General features: G+C 44.3%; 18 protein-coding genes. 11 read left to right on the top strand and 7 right to left on the bottom strand.

Annotated elements, in window-relative coordinates:
* Window positions 1-15: 15 nt before the first annotated feature.
* On the bottom strand, window positions 16-1,851 hold the full coding sequence (recQ, locus tag MKZ09_RS06865; protein ID WP_076206615.1) for a DNA helicase RecQ: 1,836 nt from the start codon (window positions 1,849-1,851) through the stop codon (window positions 16-18).
* 170 nt (window positions 1,852-2,021) lie between these two features.
* Here recQ and MKZ09_RS06860 point away from each other — a divergent pair, with 170 nt between their 5' ends.
* From MKZ09_RS06860 to MKZ09_RS06820, 9 genes are all read left to right on the top strand, one after another.
* Window positions 2,022-3,635, top strand: a complete 1,614-nt coding sequence (locus MKZ09_RS06860) for a spore germination protein (RefSeq protein WP_232061172.1) — start codon at window positions 2,022-2,024, stop codon at window positions 3,633-3,635.
* The gene (locus MKZ09_RS06855) at window positions 3,628-4,731 is read left to right on the top strand and encodes a GerAB/ArcD/ProY family transporter (RefSeq protein ID WP_076137471.1); all 1,104 of its coding nucleotides are present in this window, start codon (window positions 3,628-3,630) and stop codon (window positions 4,729-4,731) included. Before MKZ09_RS06860 ends, MKZ09_RS06855 begins: the two co-directional genes overlap by 8 nt.
* Window positions 4,724-5,947, top strand: a complete 1,224-nt coding sequence (locus MKZ09_RS06850; protein ID WP_076137473.1) for a Ger(x)C family spore germination protein — start codon at window positions 4,724-4,726, stop codon at window positions 5,945-5,947. The genes MKZ09_RS06855 and MKZ09_RS06850 overlap by 8 nt, the downstream gene beginning before the upstream one ends.
* Window positions 5,948-5,971: 24 nt before the next feature.
* Window positions 5,972-6,160, top strand: coding sequence for a CLC_0170 family protein (locus MKZ09_RS06845; protein ID WP_076137474.1), 189 nt, complete (start codon window positions 5,972-5,974; stop codon window positions 6,158-6,160).
* A 101-nt stretch (window positions 6,161-6,261) separates the two neighbouring features.
* Window positions 6,262-7,242: an RluA family pseudouridine synthase gene (locus MKZ09_RS06840; protein ID WP_076137476.1), complete on the top strand. Its 981-nt coding sequence runs from the start codon at window positions 6,262-6,264 to the stop codon at window positions 7,240-7,242.
* 153 nt (window positions 7,243-7,395) lie between these two features.
* On the top strand, window positions 7,396-7,917 hold the full coding sequence (locus MKZ09_RS06835; protein WP_036681441.1) for a hypothetical protein: 522 nt from the start codon (window positions 7,396-7,398) through the stop codon (window positions 7,915-7,917).
* Between the two features lie 47 nt (window positions 7,918-7,964).
* Window positions 7,965-8,360, top strand: a complete 396-nt coding sequence (locus tag MKZ09_RS06830) for a hypothetical protein (protein ID WP_076137477.1) — start codon at window positions 7,965-7,967, stop codon at window positions 8,358-8,360.
* Between the two features lie 20 nt (window positions 8,361-8,380).
* Entirely contained in the window at window positions 8,381-8,950 is a 570-nt protein-coding gene (locus MKZ09_RS06825) for a TetR/AcrR family transcriptional regulator (RefSeq protein WP_036681438.1), read from the top strand.
* Window positions 8,951-9,108: 158 nt separating this feature from the next.
* Complete coding sequence (locus MKZ09_RS06820; protein WP_076128088.1) at window positions 9,109-10,689, top strand: oleate hydratase; 1,581 nt, start codon at window positions 9,109-9,111, stop codon at window positions 10,687-10,689.
* A 140-nt stretch (window positions 10,690-10,829) separates the two neighbouring features.
* Here the strand turns inward: MKZ09_RS06820 and MKZ09_RS06815 are convergent, their stop codons facing one another.
* The gene (locus MKZ09_RS06815) at window positions 10,830-11,552 is read right to left on the bottom strand and encodes a DsbA family oxidoreductase (protein WP_076137479.1); all 723 of its coding nucleotides are present in this window, start codon (window positions 11,550-11,552) and stop codon (window positions 10,830-10,832) included.
* Between the two features lie 236 nt (window positions 11,553-11,788).
* On the opposite strand from MKZ09_RS06815, the gene MKZ09_RS06810 reads away from it, so the two are divergent.
* A complete protein-coding gene (locus tag MKZ09_RS06810) occupies window positions 11,789-12,721 on the top strand; it encodes a glycosyltransferase family 2 protein (protein WP_076137480.1) in 933 nt (310 codons plus the stop codon).
* Between the two features lie 173 nt (window positions 12,722-12,894).
* Window positions 12,895-14,001 (top strand): FAD:protein FMN transferase, encoded by a 1,107-nt coding sequence (locus tag MKZ09_RS06805; RefSeq protein WP_076137482.1) that lies wholly within the window; start codon window positions 12,895-12,897, stop codon window positions 13,999-14,001.
* A 325-nt stretch (window positions 14,002-14,326) separates the two neighbouring features.
* On the opposite strand, the gene MKZ09_RS06800 is transcribed toward MKZ09_RS06805, so the two are convergent.
* The 5 genes from MKZ09_RS06800 to MKZ09_RS06780 form a co-directional block, all read right to left on the bottom strand.
* The gene (locus tag MKZ09_RS06800) at window positions 14,327-15,040 is read right to left on the bottom strand and encodes an HAD family hydrolase (protein WP_076137484.1); all 714 of its coding nucleotides are present in this window, start codon (window positions 15,038-15,040) and stop codon (window positions 14,327-14,329) included.
* A 34-nt stretch (window positions 15,041-15,074) separates the two neighbouring features.
* Window positions 15,075-15,536 (bottom strand): GNAT family N-acetyltransferase, encoded by a 462-nt coding sequence (locus MKZ09_RS06795; RefSeq protein WP_076137485.1) that lies wholly within the window; start codon window positions 15,534-15,536, stop codon window positions 15,075-15,077.
* A 102-nt stretch (window positions 15,537-15,638) separates the two neighbouring features.
* Complete coding sequence (locus tag MKZ09_RS06790) at window positions 15,639-16,145, bottom strand: metallophosphoesterase family protein (protein ID WP_076137487.1); 507 nt, start codon at window positions 16,143-16,145, stop codon at window positions 15,639-15,641.
* A gap of 202 nt (window positions 16,146-16,347) precedes the next feature.
* Entirely contained in the window at window positions 16,348-17,541 is a 1,194-nt protein-coding gene (locus MKZ09_RS06785; RefSeq protein ID WP_076137489.1) for an anti-sigma factor, read from the bottom strand.
* Window positions 17,534-18,037 (bottom strand): sigma-70 family RNA polymerase sigma factor, encoded by a 504-nt coding sequence (locus MKZ09_RS06780; RefSeq protein ID WP_076137490.1) that lies wholly within the window; start codon window positions 18,035-18,037, stop codon window positions 17,534-17,536. The genes MKZ09_RS06785 and MKZ09_RS06780 overlap by 8 nt, the downstream gene beginning before the upstream one ends.
* Between the last annotated feature and the right edge of the window lie 140 nt (window positions 18,038-18,177).

The raw sequence follows: 18,177 nt of genomic DNA, 5'->3' as shown, positions 1-18,177 counted from the left end.
GCTACACGACCTTTTCTACATTTCATTTTGGAAAAACTCTAAGAATGCCTTACCGTACTTCCGGTATTTCACTTCCCCAACACCCTTTACCCTCAGCATTTCCGCTTCGGTCTGCGGGCAAACCACACTCATCTCACGCAGCGTGGCATCATTAAAAATAATGTACGACGGCACATGCTCGCGTCCTGCCAATTCACGCCGGATAAGACGCAGCTGCTCAAAGACAGTCTCATTGACGGCTGATGGCGACAGGTCATGCCCCCGACTACGAACTCTCGTACCAGATGTTGTACCTGTCCGCGAAGGCCGTGCCACACGTTGCATCACCTCACGCTGTCCGCGCAGAACCTCGGCAGCCAGAGGCTGAAGCCGTACTACAGGGTACTGGCCTTCCGACAAGGCAAGATACCCTTCTGAGATAAGCACATTGATACTCTCTGAGATTTCCTTCTCCGTCCGGCTCGACATCGTCCCGTGTGTGGGCAGCTTATCGAAGCCGTACTGCATCACCTTTTGATTGCGCGAGCCTTTCAGCACAGATGCCACCAACGCTACACCATAACGCTCCCGCATGCGGTGGATGCAGGAGAAGATCTTTTGCGCATCGACGGTCATATCCACTAGCTCTCGTTCATCCGTACATGAGCTGCAGATACCACATGGCTTGTCCCCATGCTCTTCCCCGAAATAATCCAGCTGGGCACTGCGCAAGCAGCGAGTAGTATAGCAATAATCAATCATTTGCTGAAGCTTGCGATATTCGTTAGCTTTACGGTCAGTGTCCTGTGGATTCTGCTCGATCAGGAACTTTTGCGTCATAATATCCTGCGCACTAAACAGCAAAATACATTCACTTGGCTCCCCGTCACGTCCAGCACGACCTGCTTCCTGGACATAAGCTTCCATATTTTTGGGCATATTGTAGTGAATTACGTACCGGACATTGGATTTATCAATCCCCATGCCAAAGGCATTGGTAGCTACCATGACCCGGATATCGTCATAGAGGAACCCTTCCTGGCTATCTGCCCGCTCCTGATCATTCATACCCGCATGATAGCGGCCTGCCGCTATGCCAGAAGCTTGCAGCCTCTGATACAGATCATCTACTTCTTTGCGGGTCGCCGCATATACAATCCCCGGCTGGTGAGAATGCGTAGCCGCATAATCCATAACGAATTCCCGCTTGTTCTCTCCCCGCAGCACAGACATTGCCAGATTATCTCTTCCTAGCCCCGTCATGAAAATACCCGGCTCGCGCAAGCGCAGCAGCCGGACCATATCCTCCATAACCTCCGGCGTCGCCGTGGCGGTAAATGCTGCCAGGATCGGACGTTCAGGCAGCTCATCTACAAATGGAGATACCGACAGATAACTTGTCCGAAAATCATGTCCCCACTGGGATACACAGTGCGCTTCATCAACAGCCACGCAGGAAATAGACAGCTCAGCCATTTCCAGACGGAACCAGTCCAGCTCAAGTCTTTCGGGCGCAACATAGAGCAGCTTCAAATCGCCCCGCCGGGCAGCCCGAATCCGCTCATTCACTTCTTTTCCGCTTAACGTGCTATTAATAAAGGCTGCCGGAATACCCGCAGTAGTTAACGCATCCACCTGGTCTTTCATCAACGAGATCAGTGGTGATATCACCAAAGTCAGCCCTGGCAGGAGCAGTGCAGGAACCTGATAACAGATCGATTTCCCGCCACCCGTAGGGAGGATTCCCAGTGTGTCGCGTCCTTCCAGCAAGTTCTGAACAATCTTTTTCTGGCCATCCCGAAAGTCTGGATAACCGTAATATTTTTGCAGCTCAGCCTGCGCCTGTTCAATAGTAGGTGCTTGCATCTTCATATCTCTCATAACTCCTTAGGCGTTTCTATCTTTAGTTTAGCGGTCAATGGTGTAATGAGCAACACCTCTTAACTATCATCACCCCGTTCTTCTTTTGAAATATTTACATAAAAGGTCTTCTTTTAAGCCAAGCTTTAATAAGTGTGATTTCATAGAAAGGTGGAGCGACCGTGCAAAATTGGAAACAAAAATATACCTCCTTTAAACAAAAGCCTGCACGTAAAGAGTCCTCTGCCCAGGACAATCATCCGGTCAAGCCACTGGATTCCAGCCTGAAGTGCAATATAAGCTTCATTCGACAAGTCTTTGGAGAAGACAGCGACCTTATTGTCCGTAACTTCAAGGTATACGGTAGATATGATGCGGCTATTATCTTTTTTTCTTCTGTGGTGGACCAGAATCAAATTCAGAACTATGTCTTAAAGCCATTAATGAATGTTTCCTCCGACCACTCAGAAATTCCAAAAGATCTAAAGGATTTACCTGATTACATCTGGAGTATGACGGTACAAGTCACACAAGGTAACCGCACTAAGGACCTAAATACTCTAGCCTCCGTCTTGTTGGATGGAAATGTAGTTCTAATCATAGATGGAATGGATCAGGCACTTTACTTCAATCTGCGTAAAATTGAGCATCGTAGCATTGAGCAACCTCAAACTGAACAAGTCATACGCGGTTCGCGTGATGGGTTTATAGAGAATTTAGAATCCAATATCTCTTTGCTTCGCTATCGACTGCAAACGCCCGATCTTCGTGTAGTAACTGCCCCTCTTGGCGTACGGACGCGCTCAAAAGTAGCGGTTTGTTATATCGAAGGAATAGCCGATCCAGGGCTAGTTCAAAAGGTGATGAAGCGATTATCAGCAATAAATGTAGACGGCATCCTTGATGCGGGGTATATCGAGCAATTCATAGAGGATCATCCCCTTTCCCCGTTTCCACAGGTTCAGCCAACCGAACGTCCGGATAAATCTATAGCCTCTTTATTAGAAGGACGAGTCATCATCCTTGTAGACGGCTCACCATTCTGCCTCATCGTCCCAGCGCTCTTCAATCAGTTCTTTCAGACGATGGATGACTATACAGAACGTTTTGTTGTAGGAAGCCTCCTAAGAATGATCCGCCTGATCGCATTATTATTTTCCCTTTTCTTCCCAGCCTTATATGTATCCATTATCTCTTTCAATCCTGAGCTACTGCCGACAGAGTTCGCCGTAGCAATAACTGGTGCAAGAGCTGGCGTACCCTTTCCAGCCGTATTGGAAGTTCTGATTATGGAAGTTTTCATGGAGGTGCTGCGCGAAGCAACCATTCGCCTACCGCAAATGATTGGCGGGGCTCTTTCTATTGTAGGTGTGCTTGTCATTGGTCAGGCAGCCGTAGCAGCAGGTCTGGCGAGTCCAACTACCGTAGTTGTTGTCGCTATAACGACCATAGGGTCTTTTGCCACACCCGCTTACAATGCCGCAATCTCTTCAAGAATGCTTAGATTTCCATTGATCATATTGGCAGGCTGCTTTGGCCTGTACGGAGTAATGCTGGGCACTATTGTTATTATCAACCACTTATTATTTCTGGAATCTTTTGGCGTTCCCTACATGACACCCTTTGTCCCTACAATATGGAAGGACCTTAAGGATAGTATCGTTCGGGTACCTTTATGGTGGATGCGAAGCCGCCCAAGCTTTCTTAATACACCTGATCCTGATCTTCTTGCGAAGGACATTCCCAAAATGCATACCGATCTGATTTTTAAGGAGAAAAGTGAAGCTGATGAATAGTAACCGCCCCATATCAACGATCCAAGTCATGGCTGTAATCGTCAGTACGATTATAGGAATAGGAATCTTAAGTATTCCTCGTTATATGGCTGAAGCTGGAGACAGTGGTGCACCGCTCGTGACTGCTTCTGGCGTACCTGTTGCTTTTTTGGGCTGCTGGTTTACGGCAGCTGTCTGCCGAAAATTCCCGAACGAAACGTTGTTCGTATTTAGCCGCCGCCTTCTCGGAACTGGGCTCGCGGATATTTTCTCCATTTTTATTTCTTTGTTTTTTGCTTTCTCTGCCGGGATCACCATGCGCCAATTCGGAGAAGTATGTATTGCGGTTGTCTTTAAAAAGACACCCATCGAAGCAGTAATTCTCTTAATGCTCGTACTGGTTGCCTTATCAATCCGTAGAAATATTGTGAAATTCACTTATGTCCATGTTTTCTATTTACCTTTTATTCTATTATCTGTGATAGCAATTGCCTTGGTAGCTATGAAAAATGTTGATGTTCTAAACTTGCTACCCCTCACCGGAAATCACACCACCTTTTCAAGCTTTTCCAAAGGAACGATTACGTCCGCTGGCCTTTATCAGGGCACATTTGTCATCATCCTGCTGGTTCCTTTAATGAAAAAACCTCAACAGATCCTCAAAGCAGGCACTGTTGCGCTTTGTATCATTGGATTCATTTATGTAATGATCGTTTGGGTCACTTTAGGCATGTTTGGAGCTCAAGAAACCAAATTACTTTCCTATCCAACCCTAGAAGCAGCTCGCTCCATATCCATCGGCGCAGGACTATTAGAACGGTTTGATGCTCTTTTTATAATAATTTGGGTGGTTTCTATATTCACTTCCATCTTTACGAACTACTACTTAGCCGCATACTCTCTGCAACAAGTGCTGCGGCACAAGGATCACCGCCTAATATCCAGTTTCTTACTTCCATTTATCATCACTTTTTCACTTTTTCCGAGAAATATATTTCAGGTCTATTCATTTGCTAGCATTACAGCAATAATCGGTTTGATTTTTTTGACCTTCTATCCTCTTTTATTATGGTTAGTCTCTCTAATCCGAAATAAAGGAGCCATTTCTCATGAATAAAAAAATTTACAAGCGTGTAGTTCTTATATTTATTCTCTCACTCATGTCTGGCTTACTCTCAGGGTGCTGGGACCAGCTTGAAATAGAAGACCGTGCATTGGTGCTAGGATTATCCATTGATTCCGTCCCTCCAGACAGCAAAATAAATGATGATCAAACCACTCATCTTAAAAGCGCAAATATTAACCTTCCCAAAATCCGTGTGACCGCCCAAATTGCGGTTCCGGGAAGAGTTCCACTCGGACCAGGCAGTGGGGGTGAAGGCGGAGGCGTGAATCAAAATCCAGTATGGGTCGTAGAAGTGTACGGGTACACCTTAGATGACGCCATGAACAATTTACAGCAGCAAATTTCTGATCCACGTTATCTAATTCATTTACGAGTGATTATTATTAGTGAGGACATAGCAAAAAAAAGCATGAATGATTTAAATGATTATTTGCGGCGAAATCCAGAAGTTCGTCGCCGGACCTGGCTGCTAGTATCCGAAGGGGAGGCTGCTAAATTTATGAATATTAATCCTCCGCTGCAGCGAGTGCCGACCCTTTACATCCTCTCCACCATGGAAAAAGCAGTAACATCAGGAAAATTCCCCGCTGATTATATAGGTGTATTCTGGTCAGCAGAATCCAAATGGGGCGAAAGTGGTTATCTGCCTTACGTCTCATTACATCAGGAAGACAATATCATGATTAAAGGCCTAGCTTACTTTAGTGGTGGAGTGATGGTCGGATCGACGATTCCGATTGAGATTGGCGCATATATGTCCATGAAGGGCATTAATCCGGGGGGATACTCCGATCTTTTTCATGCTGATGAATTCGGTCCGGTGATGCTCAAGGTCAACGACCGGTTCACGAGGGTGAAGGTTCATTTCAAAGAGGGCAAACCCCACATCACCTATAACCTTTTTTTAGAGGCGGCTCTAGATGAGCATTTACGTAGTGATATCCCTATCGATTCCAGCCGTTCTTTAGAAAAGATTGAAGAAATCTTTCAAAAGAGAGTGATCGGTATTTTCAACCACCTTATTGAAGAAACGCAACAAGCGCATTCCGATGTCTTTGGCATGGGTGAATATATTCGTGCATATGCTCCCTCCTACTGGAAAGCCAATATTCGTGACAAACATGACTGGGAGCAGCAGTATTCCAATCTAAGTGTTGAAGTTAAGTTGAAAACTCACATCGACAGAGTAGGTCTTAAACAAAATTAAAGGACGTTTATAGGAGGCTCTACTATGCTCTATCACCAGCTAACCTACGTAATTGTTGCGCTGCTGATCTCCAGTGTTCTGTTGCTTACTGTAGATACTAAAATATATGCAGTCAATGCTATGCACCGGGAAAAGAAATATGCCAGACTGTTAGGCTGGGTATATCTCGGTTTATTCCTGCTTCTTGGATTAGCCCAACTGTTCTATCTATGAGCATTTACAAACCAAACCAGCAAGCCTGCCCTCTCCATAGTATTTCTTCACAGCCCATGGTATATTGAGGAGTACAATATTAAAGGACGGAGAATGCATCCATGAACTCAAGAAGAAATCCTAAAGAAACAGCCAAAAGAGGTACTCGTTCTCACAGCAAGCCTACTGGCAAGCTTAACCATAAAACTAAAGCACCCGCAGCACCCAAGTCTTTTACTGTAAACGAACCTTCTGAACTGTTGCCTTTCTTACTCACCCACGTCACGGGTCGCGGACGAAATGCGATTAAATCCATCCTATCGCGTGGACAAGTGTCAGTAAATGATAAGGTAGTTACACAGCATAATTTCCAATTGCATCCGGGCCAAAGCGTTACTATTGATCAAGAGAAGCCTGTACAAACAGCAGAGATGATCGGACTTAAAATCGTTCATGAGGATGATGACCTGATTATTGTTCAAAAGGATGCTGGACTGCTATCTATCGCCACTGCGGAAGAAAACGAATTGACGGCTTACCGCCAGCTTATGGAGCATGTCCGTGTTAGCAATCCAAAAAATCGGATTTTTGTCGTACACCGTTTGGACAGAGATACATCAGGTGTAATGATGTTTGCCAAAAGCGAACGGATTCAGCAGGCATTACAAACTACGTGGAAAGATACTGTGAAGGAACGTTCTTACGTAGCGCTCGTGGAAGGCGCGGTTAAAAGACCTGAAGGCAAGATAAGCTCGTGGCTCAAAGAAACCTCAACCCTTAAAATGTATTCCAGTCCTCATGAAGGCGATGGACTACATGCAATTACACACTATAAACTTATTCAGGCTAACCGCCATTTTTCCTTGCTAGAGGTTAAGCTCGAAACCGGACGAAAAAATCAGATTCGGGTGCACATGGCAGATATCGGCCACCCTATCGCAGGTGACAAGAAATATGGTGCAGAGACCAAAACGGTAGGAAGACTTGGCCTACATGCTCGAGTGCTCTCTTTTATTCATCCAACCACTGGAGAACTGATGACCTTTGAGAGCCCGATTCCGAAGACGTTCCTGAAATATACTGCGCCTGCGCCTACAAACTAAGAATTGAACGGTATACCCACGACTGACGAGCATTCCCGCTTATGGGTAGCCGTAACTTCTACACAAGATGCCCGGTCCATTTGGTCCTGGGCGTCTTTTTTAACTTCCTATCACATCATGTTACAATATAAATAAACAAAGAAGGTGCCCTTATTGTTCCATCCTACTGTTTTCGATAATATTAAGATCGCCTTTGAGAACCAGATTTATGACTACGATAATTTAGACGGAATACTGGTGGTTACGGATCGCTCCGACCTTCTGAATATGGCGCTGATGTCCAGAGAGTTCAGTCTCTCCTTCCAATTAACTGCAGGCAGGAAAGTAACCGCCGAAATCCTGCTCACTTCGTCCACGAAAGATCTCAGCGATGAAATCTTGGAGGTTCCTAATACGGATCCCGGCTGTAATCTTTCACTTCGTTTTTATATGGAAGTCGAAGATATTCCTAGCGAATGTCAGGCGATAGACAGTATTCTGAAAGCGATCTGGGGACCTGATTTCCAGCCTGTGCAATCTTTAAGCTTCATATATGGCCAGGAAAGTGAAACTTACAATAACTGCATCGAGCTGCAATTCAAAAGACAACTTACAGAAGAACAAATGGAGGACATTCCCAACCTGCTAAGCCACCTGCTGCAAAGTGCGGAAGAACTGGAATCCTTCACGGTATAATCCCTACTTTTTAACGTTCGAACTATGGGAAAAGAGGTGTGCATGAAATGAAATTCCTGCCTGCTGCCAAAAGTAAACGTTGGTTTCTCTGGATGACCGTTTATGCCATTCTGCTATGGCTTCTCTTCCCTCTGCACCGATTTGTGATGCTGGCCCAAGAAATGGATGCCACACTCTTACTACGCTTTGCTCTTTTTTCCGTAGTAGTGGCTGGCATTGTCAACACTTTAGGCTGGCTTGGAGCACGTCTGCTCTGGGTATTTAGTACGGCGGGAATAATCATAGGCGCGGCATTTATGCTGGGCTACACCTACAAAGAGATGTCCGGTTGGGAGGATCTCGCAGGCTTCCTCGCATTTTCCTTATTTTCATGTGCCGGATTTGCACTGGGTTTATTAGCGGAAGGTATTCGTCTGCTGTATACGCGAGCATCGAAGTCTTGAATGGAAGAGGTGAAACGCTGTTGTCCAATTCTTTTCTAACCAAAAATGCATTGTCCCATTCTTTAAAAGAACTAATGGAGCATACACCGCTCAATAAAATTACTGTTAAACAACTAGTGGACCATTGCGGACTAAACAGACAAACCTTCTATTATCATTTTCAGGATATATTTGATTTGCTAGGTTGGATCTATAAGACTGAGGCTGTCGAAAGCCTCGCCCAGTATCGCAGCTACAGCACTTGGACGGACGGTTTTTATAGAATTTTCTGCTACATTGAGCGGAATAAATCCTTTTGCTGTAACACGCTAAATTCACTAGGCAGAAATCACCTGGATGCATATCTGTACGAAGTGACAAACGATCTCATCATGGGGGTTATAAACGAGTTGTCCTCCGGGATGGAGGTTTGCGAAGAAGACAAGCACTTTATAGCCAATTTCTACACGCTAGCCTTCACAGGCCTAATCATTCAGTGGATGAGAGAAGGCATGAAGGAACAACCGCACCATATGATTGAGAAGCTAAGTGATCTAATTGAAGGAAATTTTCTGAAAGCTTTACACAAATATGAGAACCATCCGTTGTAACCCTTTGGTTGCAGCGGTTTTTTTTGTCTAAAAACTAGACAGATCACCCATAATGACAAAAATCCAGACACTCTAAAGAGTTTGATTATACCTTCAAAATAGGAGTTGGTTTACATTAAGAGTGTGATTATTTAAACAACTACTTGGAGGCGACCATTGTGAAAAAAGAGTACGGTAATAGACAGGTTTATTTTGTCGGTGGCGGAATTGCATCCCTAGCGGGCGCTGCTTACCTGGTCAGAGACTGTGATTTTCCGGGACAAAACATTCACATTATTGAAGAGATGAAGATTCTTGGTGGTAGCAATGACGGCGCAGGTGACGCTGAACATGGTTACGTTGTCCGCGGCGGCCGTATGCTCAACGACGAAGCTTATGAGAATCTCTGGGAACTATTAACAACGATTCCTTCTGTCGACCGTCCGGGGTTGTCTGTGCGGGATGAAATTATTGCTTTTGATACCGCTAATCCAACACACTCAAACGCCAGACTTGTAAACAAAGACGGCAAAGTAGAAGATGTATTGTCCATGGGTTTTGATATGGCTGATCGTCTCGCTATGGGCAAGCTGATTATTACACCAGAAGATAAAATGGGAAAAGCGCGTATCAACGACTGGTTCGCCCCTCACTTTTTCACAACCAACTTCTGGTATATGTGGGCTACTACTTTTGCATTCCAACCTTGGCACAGCGCTGTAGAGTTTAAAAGATATATGCTTCGTTTCTTCCATGAATTCCCAAGAATTCAAACACTGGAAGGTGTAACTCGCACTCCTTATAACCAATATGACTCCATCATTCTGCCTTTGCACAAATATCTTGAACCATTCGGTGTCGATTTCACACTGAAATGTACAGTTACTGATCTGCAGTTCAAAAAAGGTGACGGAATTACCGTAACCCAAATGAATGTAGTGCGCGAAGGTGTCAAAGATGTGATTGATGTAAAAGAAGATGATCTCGTGATTATCACAAACGGTTCTATGACCGAAGGCTCCAGCCTTGGTTCTATGACTTCTGCTCCACGCCTTAACGGCAAAGGAAGCTCATGGAAATTATGGGAAAACATCGCTTCTAAGAAACCAAGTCTTGGCAATCCTTCTTCGTTCGATGATCATGTAGACGGTTCGAAATGGGAGTCCTTTACTGTAACTTTCCATGACTCCAAATTCTTCGATCTGATGGAAAATTTCACACGTAACCGTGCCGGCACAGGCGCTTTGGTCACTTTCAAGGATTCGAGCTGGTTTATGTCCGTTGTACTGGCTTACCAACCGCATTTCCGCAATCAGCCTGAGCATGTTAAAGTGTTCTGGGGTTACGGACTGTATCCAGACAAAGTTGGGGATTTCGTGAAAAAGAGAATGTGTGATTGTACCGGCGAAGAAATCATGCAAGAATTGATCGGTCATCTTCACTTTGAAGAACATAAGGACGAGATCATGGCTACCGCCAACTGTATTCCTTGCATGATGCCTTATATCACTTCTCAGTTCATGCCTAGACTCAATAGTGACCGACCAAAAGTTGTCCCTGAGGGTTCCACGAACCTGGCCTTTATTGGACAATTCTGTGAAATTCCAGATGACGTTGTATTCACTGAAGAATACTCCGTGAGAGCAGCGAGAATTGCGGTATATACTCTACTTGGTATCGAACGGCCTATCGAGCCAATCAACCAATATCAATACGATGTACGTACACTATTCTCAAGCTTTGTTACATCTTTCAGATAAAACCACAATTCAGCGGCGAGCGCTTCCGGATATCGGGAGCGCTTGTTTTTGAGTGTGGGAAGCAACAAAAGAACAGTTTTATCAAAACAAAAAAGAGCTGAGGGCTCCCTCAGCTCTTTTGTTTTACTCGAATCCAAACTTTAAATATTGCAAGATCCATCTGCGCAGCCATCATCGGTGGATACTTCAGAATTCCCCTTACCAACCACTTGTAACGTTGGTCCTGCTTGTTCCTCCGCCCACACAGTATCCAGTACCTCTGTAAATACAGGACCTGGTTGTGCACCAGATAAAGCATATTTATTGTTGAATACAAAGAAAGGTACACCGGTAATATTAAGGCGGCTTCCTTCTTCAATATCGCCATTAACCTCATTCGCAAAAGCATCCGTCTCCAGCATTGCCGCAGCTTCCACTTGATCCAGACCAACTTCAGCAGCGAGTGATGCCAGTACACTGCGATCTCCAAGATTTAAAGAATCCGTAAAGTAGGCGCGCAGCAGACGTTCGGACATTTCTGCACCTTTTCCCTTTGTGCTTGCAAAATGACTCAGTCTGTGACTGTCGAAAGTGTTGGTATGCTTTACTGTATCAAAATTAAATTCCAAACCCACATCTTTAGCCTGCTCCGCTAGTTGTGCGTTCATTGCTTTTGCTTTTTCGACGGTCATCCCGTATTTGGTAGCCAGCAGCTCATGAATACTCTTGTCTGTACTTACCTCTGCATGTGGATCCAGTTGAAAGCTACGGAATACTACCTCCACTTGATCACGGTTCGGAAATTGGCTTAGCGCATTCTCCAAACGTCTTTTGCCAATATAACAAAAAGGACATGCATAATCGGACCAGATATCTATTCTCACGAAAAAACCTCCTAATATTATTGATAATTTGTAGCTGTTATATAAGAGTAATAACTAAATATATGTCGCTTACTATTATATAGTTAAAAACTCAAAATTACAAACTTAACTTTTATTAAAATAACATTTATAGACGTGAATGTTAAAGCAAAAAGTAAACGAAAGTGGTATATACGCTCCCCTTCAGGGCAGATAGAATAAAGTTAACACCAGAAATTCCGAAGGGAGATCCCCATATGCATGATGTATCTATAGTGATACCTACCCGTAACCGTATAAACGACCTTACAGTGTGCATAGAGTCTATTAGCAAGCAGACACAGCTAGAGAATGTCTCCATCGAGCTCTGGATTGTGGATGACGGTGAGATTCCTGAAGAAAGATTAACCTATTATCGTAACATACTGAACAAATTGCCACAGGCTGAGTTTCGATATCATCGTAAGACTAATCCGGGGCTCTGGCTTTCCCGTTATGAGTCACTTGGACTAGTAAATGCTGAAATTGTGCTTCATTTAGACGATGATGCAGAATTAGATGATTCCTTATATATTCGACGATTACTTGATACTTATGCAGCGGACGGTTCAATTGTAGGTGTAGGCGGGGTGGCTAAAGGCATGCGCAGCAGCAAACCGGGCCGGCTGTTTGGCATGCTGACCGGACAAATGTCCGGATCCCCGGGCAGATTATCCCCAAGCATGTTTGCAGGCTCCCTATTCCTCTGGGGAGAGAAGGAGCAGGTTTTTGAGACGGATTTTTTTCACGGCTGTAATATGTCATTCCGGCGCTCAGCATTACAAGATATGAAACCCTATCCCTGGATGACAAGTTACTCCATTGCCGAGGATATTTACTTGTCCCATTTGGCTAGCCGTTATGGCAAGCTTGTCATTAACCCCGCTATGAAAATCATTCATCATGAGTCGCCGGGTTCTCGGGATAAGGCGGGCGTTGTTGCAAGAGCTACTGCCATCAATCATTATTATCTGCTCAACTTACGTAAAGCACCCCCTATGAATTATGCCGCATTGATCTGGACGTTAACCTGTCTGACAGGCAAAGAAACTCTCAAACGAAATTTTAAAGCCGTTAGCGGTTATGCCAAGGGAATCCTTTTCGTAATGAATCCTCGTAAAAACAAATACCGTGAATACATGCTAGATTAGCTCAGTAACTACCTCTATATTCACAGCATTGCTCCGAATCAGATTGCGGGGCTTTTTTTTCATGCAGACGGAGTTGTACCTAAATATGCCATGAAATTAATTTCCATCAACTTCTGATCTAGGGTATGATAGTAATAATGTGTTTTAGAAACTAACTTTATGGATGGTGGAATATGTTTAAGAACAAAAAAACGACGTTGATACTCGTTGTTATCCTCATCGCCGTCATAGCTGTCGGCGCTTGGCTAATTACTAAAAATAAGGATGACAAAGCGACTGAAACACCGGGTGGCGCAACAGCTTCAGGAAAAGGTGAAGCCAAGTCACTCTCACAGACCTTTTATATCTATGACACGGTCGTGAATATCAAAGTGTTCGGAGAAAATGTAGCCCAAAAAAATATGGATGATATTCAGCAAATGCTGGAGCGAATGGATATGGAGCTTAGCCGTACAAAAGAAGGCGGCGAGGTTTACGCAGTCAATCAAGCAGCAGGAAAAGAAGCGGTTGTCGTTTCGGACGAGACCTTAGATGTTGTAAAACAATCGGTGCAATATGCAAAAGAAATGGACGGGCTATTCGATCCCACGATTGGTCCGCTGATCGACCTCTGGAACATCGGTAGTGGCGGGGATAAAGTCCCTGATCCAGCAGCTATCGATGCAGCCAAGAGCCTAACCAATTACAGGGACGTTGAAATTGACGAAGCTGCTAAGACCGTGAAGCTACTGAAGGAAAATATGGTACTGGATCTTGGAGGTATCGGCAAAGGATATGCTGCTGACCGTATCGCTGATTATTTAAAAGAGCAAGGCCTTAACAGTGCAATGATCAACCTCGGCGGCAGCAGTATTATTGCGTTAGGTACGAAACCAAACGGAACGGATTGGAATATTGGCCTGCAAGACCCTGACCAAAGCCGCGGCACTCAGCTAGGAACAATTAAAATCGCGGATGAGGTCATCGATGCTTCTGGTGTTTACGAACGTTATTTTATGCAAGACAATGTTCGTTATCACCATATTCTTGATCCACGCACAGGTTACCCTTCTCAGAACGGTCTCAAAAGCTTGACCATTATGAGCCCTAATGCAACAGATGCGGACGCTTTGTCCACTGGGGTGTTCTTGATGGGGATCGAAGAAGGCATGAAATATCTAGAGTCGTTACCTGAAGATGTAGAAGCTTTCTTTATTACCGATGACAATAAAATCTACGCCACATCAGGCATTAAAGAAAGAATGAATCTGACTGACCCTACGTACAGCTTCGCTGATTAAATTTAGTTGAAAAGAGCTTGCCCCCATAAAGCCGTTGTTGGCTTTTAGGGGCAAGCTCTTTTGTTGCAGATAATGGTTCTTAGGCATGGCTGAGGGATGTTCATCGCCCAGCAGCCTGATAATTAGGGAATTCCTCCCTAAAATCATTAGATTTTTTCAAGGTAAACCTTCGATTAGGGAAAACCTCCCTAAAAATCACCCGAATATGGCTATAACCCTGCTTATTTCATTTTAATTAGGGAGGAATTCCCCAATAACCCCAATTTCTAGCTCTAATCGGTTAATTTCAGGGAGTTTTTCCCTAATTAATTCCCGATCAAGATTTTTACAGCACCAAAGGCAACTCGCTAAATTCCTTATAATTCGTGAAAATATAACTAGGCTCATGATCCGTAGCGGGCTGTCTGCCTCTCGGATTATACCAGCAGACCTTCCAGCCAGCCGCAAGCGCTCCTACTACATCATTAGCCCAGGTATCGCCTATATAAAGTGAATGGTCTGGTGAAGTGCCAGACTTCTGATTTACATGCAAAAAGAGTTGCGGATCTGGTTTGGCCAGACCTACAGCGTCAGAAATAAAAATCATCTCCTCGGGGATCATCTGATCCAGACCTAATCCGCGAATCTTTTTCATTTGATGATCCTTGGGTCCATTCGTAATGATGCCTACTTTATGACCAGCAGCAATGAACCTTTCCAATTGCTCCCGGACTCCATCTATCATTTGAATGGTGTACTGACGGCCAATGTATGCCGCTTGTACCGCCGTGGCTTGGTCACGATCAAGCTGTAGACCATACTCTGCAAAAGCAAGCTCCAATCGGCGTACCCTAGTCTCCTCCAGCGGAATTTCTCCACGTAAATACATAGGCCATAATACATCACTATGATGTCTTACTTTATAAAATAATTCCGCAAAGTCCAGACTGCTCTCATCCGGTTTAAGTACTTGACGCACCGCTTCTTTAAAAGGAACCAAATGATCATATAGGGTATCATCAAGGTCAAAAAAGATTGCCAACTTATTACTTGTATCCACTTTAACGCCCCTTACTCGTCTTTCTCTCTAGCTTTTAGAAAAAAAGGTTATAGGTATAAAAGTCATCATCCCGAATGTAGCCATGCGCTTCATATAAACGCTGTGCCCCCACATTCGCCGTCATTGTTGTCAGGGACAAGCCCTTCGTATTCGTTGCGAGCGCATGAGCTCTGGCACTTTCCAGCAGCTTGGAGCCGAGCCCATGTCCTCGCAGTTCCGTAGTTACATATAAATCATTCAAAATCCAGAGACGCTCCATAGAGACTGATGAAAAAGAGGGGTAGAGCTGAGTGAAGCCCCACGCTCTTTTCTCCTCGCCATCTCCCTCCACCGCAATAAAGATTACCGATTCGTTCAGCTTCAATCGATCTGATAAAAAAGCACGCGCACCATCCAGATCAGAGACTGCCCCATAAAATACCCGATACTCATTAAACAATGGGATAAGCCGTTCCAAATCATCATAGATCACATGTTCAATACGATAGTTGTTCATGCTCAGCGCTCACTTTCCGGCTTGGGCCGTTTTAACGTTATTGTATATTTCAGCCGTTCCGTGCACCATGGAGCGAACGCCAGATCATTTGGACAATTATTCTTATTCTTTGGAATCGTAGAACACATGCCGGGCACTGACTTTACCCTCTTCGATATCCAAAATTCCAAAGGAATACAGTTTCTCACGTCGTTTATCTGTTGGCGATCCTGGATTAAAGAGCAGAATCCCATTCTCTTCCCGCAATAAAGGCTGATGCGAATGACCAAAAAGAATACAATCCACCTTATCATTCGCAAAAGCAAGCAGCGCATTCCCGTCCGTTCCTTTGCGGGAGTGTGGCGTATGCCCATGCACCATTCCGATCCGGAATCCCTCAAGCGTTAGCAGCTTACGCTCCCCGAAACGCTCGATGATCTCTATTCCATCGTTATTCCCAGCAATCCCTTCCACTGGAGCCAATTCAGCCAACAAATCGTAGATTCCCATACTCACCCAATCTCCAAGATGTAGAATCAAGTCTACATTCCGGAATTCAGCAACAAGTGCTTTGGGCAGAGACTTAGCCATTCTTGTCATATGTGTATCTGATACCACGCCTACTTTCATATAACTCAGCTCCTAATCTATCATACTCATCTCATATTCAAATAATTGTACGATTTGCTTAAACGAGAAGCAAGCTCTGTGACTTCTCCCACACAGAAAAGCCGGGTACACCCCAGTAAAACAGAGCATATCCGGCTGCCATTAAGGAATTACGAAGAAATCATTTACGCTTACTACCTTCTACAGTATTTAGCATCCCGACTCAGTTCTCTCTATCCTGCCAATTCCATAATCTTACTTCTTCAACATGAATATTACTGACCCATTTTTCTTCCTTTAACTTGAGCAGTTCTTTAACCGGACCGGTTACGACAGCTCCATACAGCCTAACTCCGTTCTTCTCCAGATAACTAATGGAGTCATCCAGATCAATAAACGGAATTACCTTGTTGGCGATCGATTTATGCTCCTGCATTAAGTGCAGTGTCTTAAGGAAGTTCGCATTACGCAGTTCACCATCCCCATATGAGTCAACAGATGGAGAAACACTCGTGCGGCTAGTCCCCCCTCCAAACCAACCCCACTTTTTCTTTGACTCTTGTGTCACCTTCATATCATCAGCATGCCAGATAGGCGTACTTGGAAATCCTAAGGGATCATTTATTACTGGCTCTTGTATCCTTGGACCTGTATCTGCTGCGAACCATAAAAGCTCAAGATTTTTATGCTGAAACTTCTTCAATAGCTCATCTGTCGAAAAAAATTGTTCAAAAGACAAATAGGCTTCTCCTACCGTACCTTCAGGGAGCTTTTCTAGTTTTTCCCACTCACTGCTGTCATCTATCCTATTTTCCGCAGACTGGTTCTCAATGGGATAAATAAAGTAATTACCTGTCCCACTGCGTTCATATGTCCATGAATAACTATAGATTCTAGGCCAGCCTAATAGAAACTTCATCGAATAATCTCCAACATTAATCCGCGCATCACCAATTTGTTTTATTATTTCACCCTGCAGATTCATACTAAAAAACGGTCCGGAATCGCTACTCAAATGGACGATCGTGTTCGGCTGTGAAACAGCAATTGCGGAAGAAACGACATCACGGTAAGTCTCTCCTCTTTCTCCAGTGCCATAAAATACCGCTGTGATGATACTGCTGACAATCAAAAAAATCAAAAACGCAGAAATCACCGTTAAAGTATTTGATATGCGTGCTTTCCACTTGCCACGGCGGATGATCTTTTTTTCTTTGCCGGGTCTGTTTCTTTTACCCTTTCCGAATTTTATGCTCTTCTCCTCATCTGAAGCCGGCTTTTCTTCGCCCATGAGTTCATCCAGATAAGCCTGGTAAGCTTCCATCTTCTCTAGCTCACGTTCAACCTCATCCCTATCCTCATCAGCAAGAGTGCCTTCGCCATACCTTCTTAACTTCTCCTTAAACTCTTCACTCATGTTCATTTCTCCTCCGCTCTGCCTCACGCAGCTTCTGTCTGGCCCGAAAGATCAATATCTTATATTGGGACAAGCCCACATCCATAATGTCCGATGCTTCCCGATAACTCAGCCCATGAAAATCATGCAGCAGCAGTGCATTTCTCTGATTGTCCGGTAGCTCACTTACCGCTATCCTCATCTCTTCCCAACGTTCCTGATGAAGCAGTGTGCTTTCTGTGGTATCTGGATGAGCAAGCTTTTTGAAAAAATCCTCACTCTGAACTGTGCTGCGGCCTTCCTTTCGCTTGTAATCTACGAAGGCGTTATAAGCGACACGGAACAGCCATGGCTTAATCTTCTCTTCTTTGCAATTCTCCAAATGTAGATAAGCGCGATAAAAGGTTTCTTGCATCAAATCTTCAGCCGCATAATGATCACCACAAAGGGAGCGCAAATAGCGGTAAATATCCATTACATACATCTGATATATTTCATCCAATGAATTTCGCTTCATGCACTCCCCCCTTAACCTATCCACGTATCCCAGCCTAAAAAGTTACAGATGATTTTAGTAACTAGTATGAATATACCAGTAATTCCATGGAAAAAAGCGAAAAAAAGCCTGCTGGCAAGGAGTATTACTCCTGCCAACAG

The sequence above is a fragment of the Paenibacillus sp. FSL R5-0908 genome, from assembly GCF_038006245.1.
GTDB lineage: Bacteria > Bacillota > Bacilli > Paenibacillales > Paenibacillaceae > Paenibacillus_AQ > Paenibacillus_AQ odorifer.
The sequence above is the reverse complement of the archived record's forward strand: the minus strand, read 5'-3'. Positions and strand labels throughout refer to the sequence as shown.

What these genes read in the sequence shown, in the direction of transcription:
- recQ (WP_076206615.1), bottom strand. Translation starts at nt 1,851, where the DNA reads ATGAAGATGCAAGCACCTACTATTGAACAGGCGCAGGCTGAGCTGCAA.
- MKZ09_RS06855 (WP_076137471.1), top strand. Translation starts at nt 3,628, where the DNA reads ATGAATAGTAACCGCCCCATATCAACGATCCAAGTCATGGCTGTAATC.
- MKZ09_RS06850 (WP_076137473.1), top strand. Translation starts at nt 4,724, where the DNA reads ATGAATAAAAAAATTTACAAGCGTGTAGTTCTTATATTTATTCTCTCA.
- MKZ09_RS06845 (WP_076137474.1), top strand. Translation starts at nt 5,972, where the DNA reads ATGCTCTATCACCAGCTAACCTACGTAATTGTTGCGCTGCTGATCTCC.
- MKZ09_RS06840 (WP_076137476.1), top strand. Translation starts at nt 6,262, where the DNA reads ATGAACTCAAGAAGAAATCCTAAAGAAACAGCCAAAAGAGGTACTCGT.
- MKZ09_RS06830 (WP_076137477.1), top strand. Translation starts at nt 7,965, where the DNA reads ATGAAATTCCTGCCTGCTGCCAAAAGTAAACGTTGGTTTCTCTGGATG.
- MKZ09_RS06810 (WP_076137480.1), top strand. Translation starts at nt 11,789, where the DNA reads ATGCATGATGTATCTATAGTGATACCTACCCGTAACCGTATAAACGAC.
- MKZ09_RS06805 (WP_076137482.1), top strand. Translation starts at nt 12,895, where the DNA reads ATGTTTAAGAACAAAAAAACGACGTTGATACTCGTTGTTATCCTCATC.
- MKZ09_RS06795 (WP_076137485.1), bottom strand. Translation starts at nt 15,536, where the DNA reads ATGAACAACTATCGTATTGAACATGTGATCTATGATGATTTGGAACGG.
- MKZ09_RS06790 (WP_076137487.1), bottom strand. Translation starts at nt 16,145, where the DNA reads ATGAAAGTAGGCGTGGTATCAGATACACATATGACAAGAATGGCTAAG.
- MKZ09_RS06785 (WP_076137489.1), bottom strand. Translation starts at nt 17,541, where the DNA reads ATGAGTGAAGAGTTTAAGGAGAAGTTAAGAAGGTATGGCGAAGGCACT.
- MKZ09_RS06780 (WP_076137490.1), bottom strand. Translation starts at nt 18,037, where the DNA reads ATGAAGCGAAATTCATTGGATGAAATATATCAGATGTATGTAATGGAT.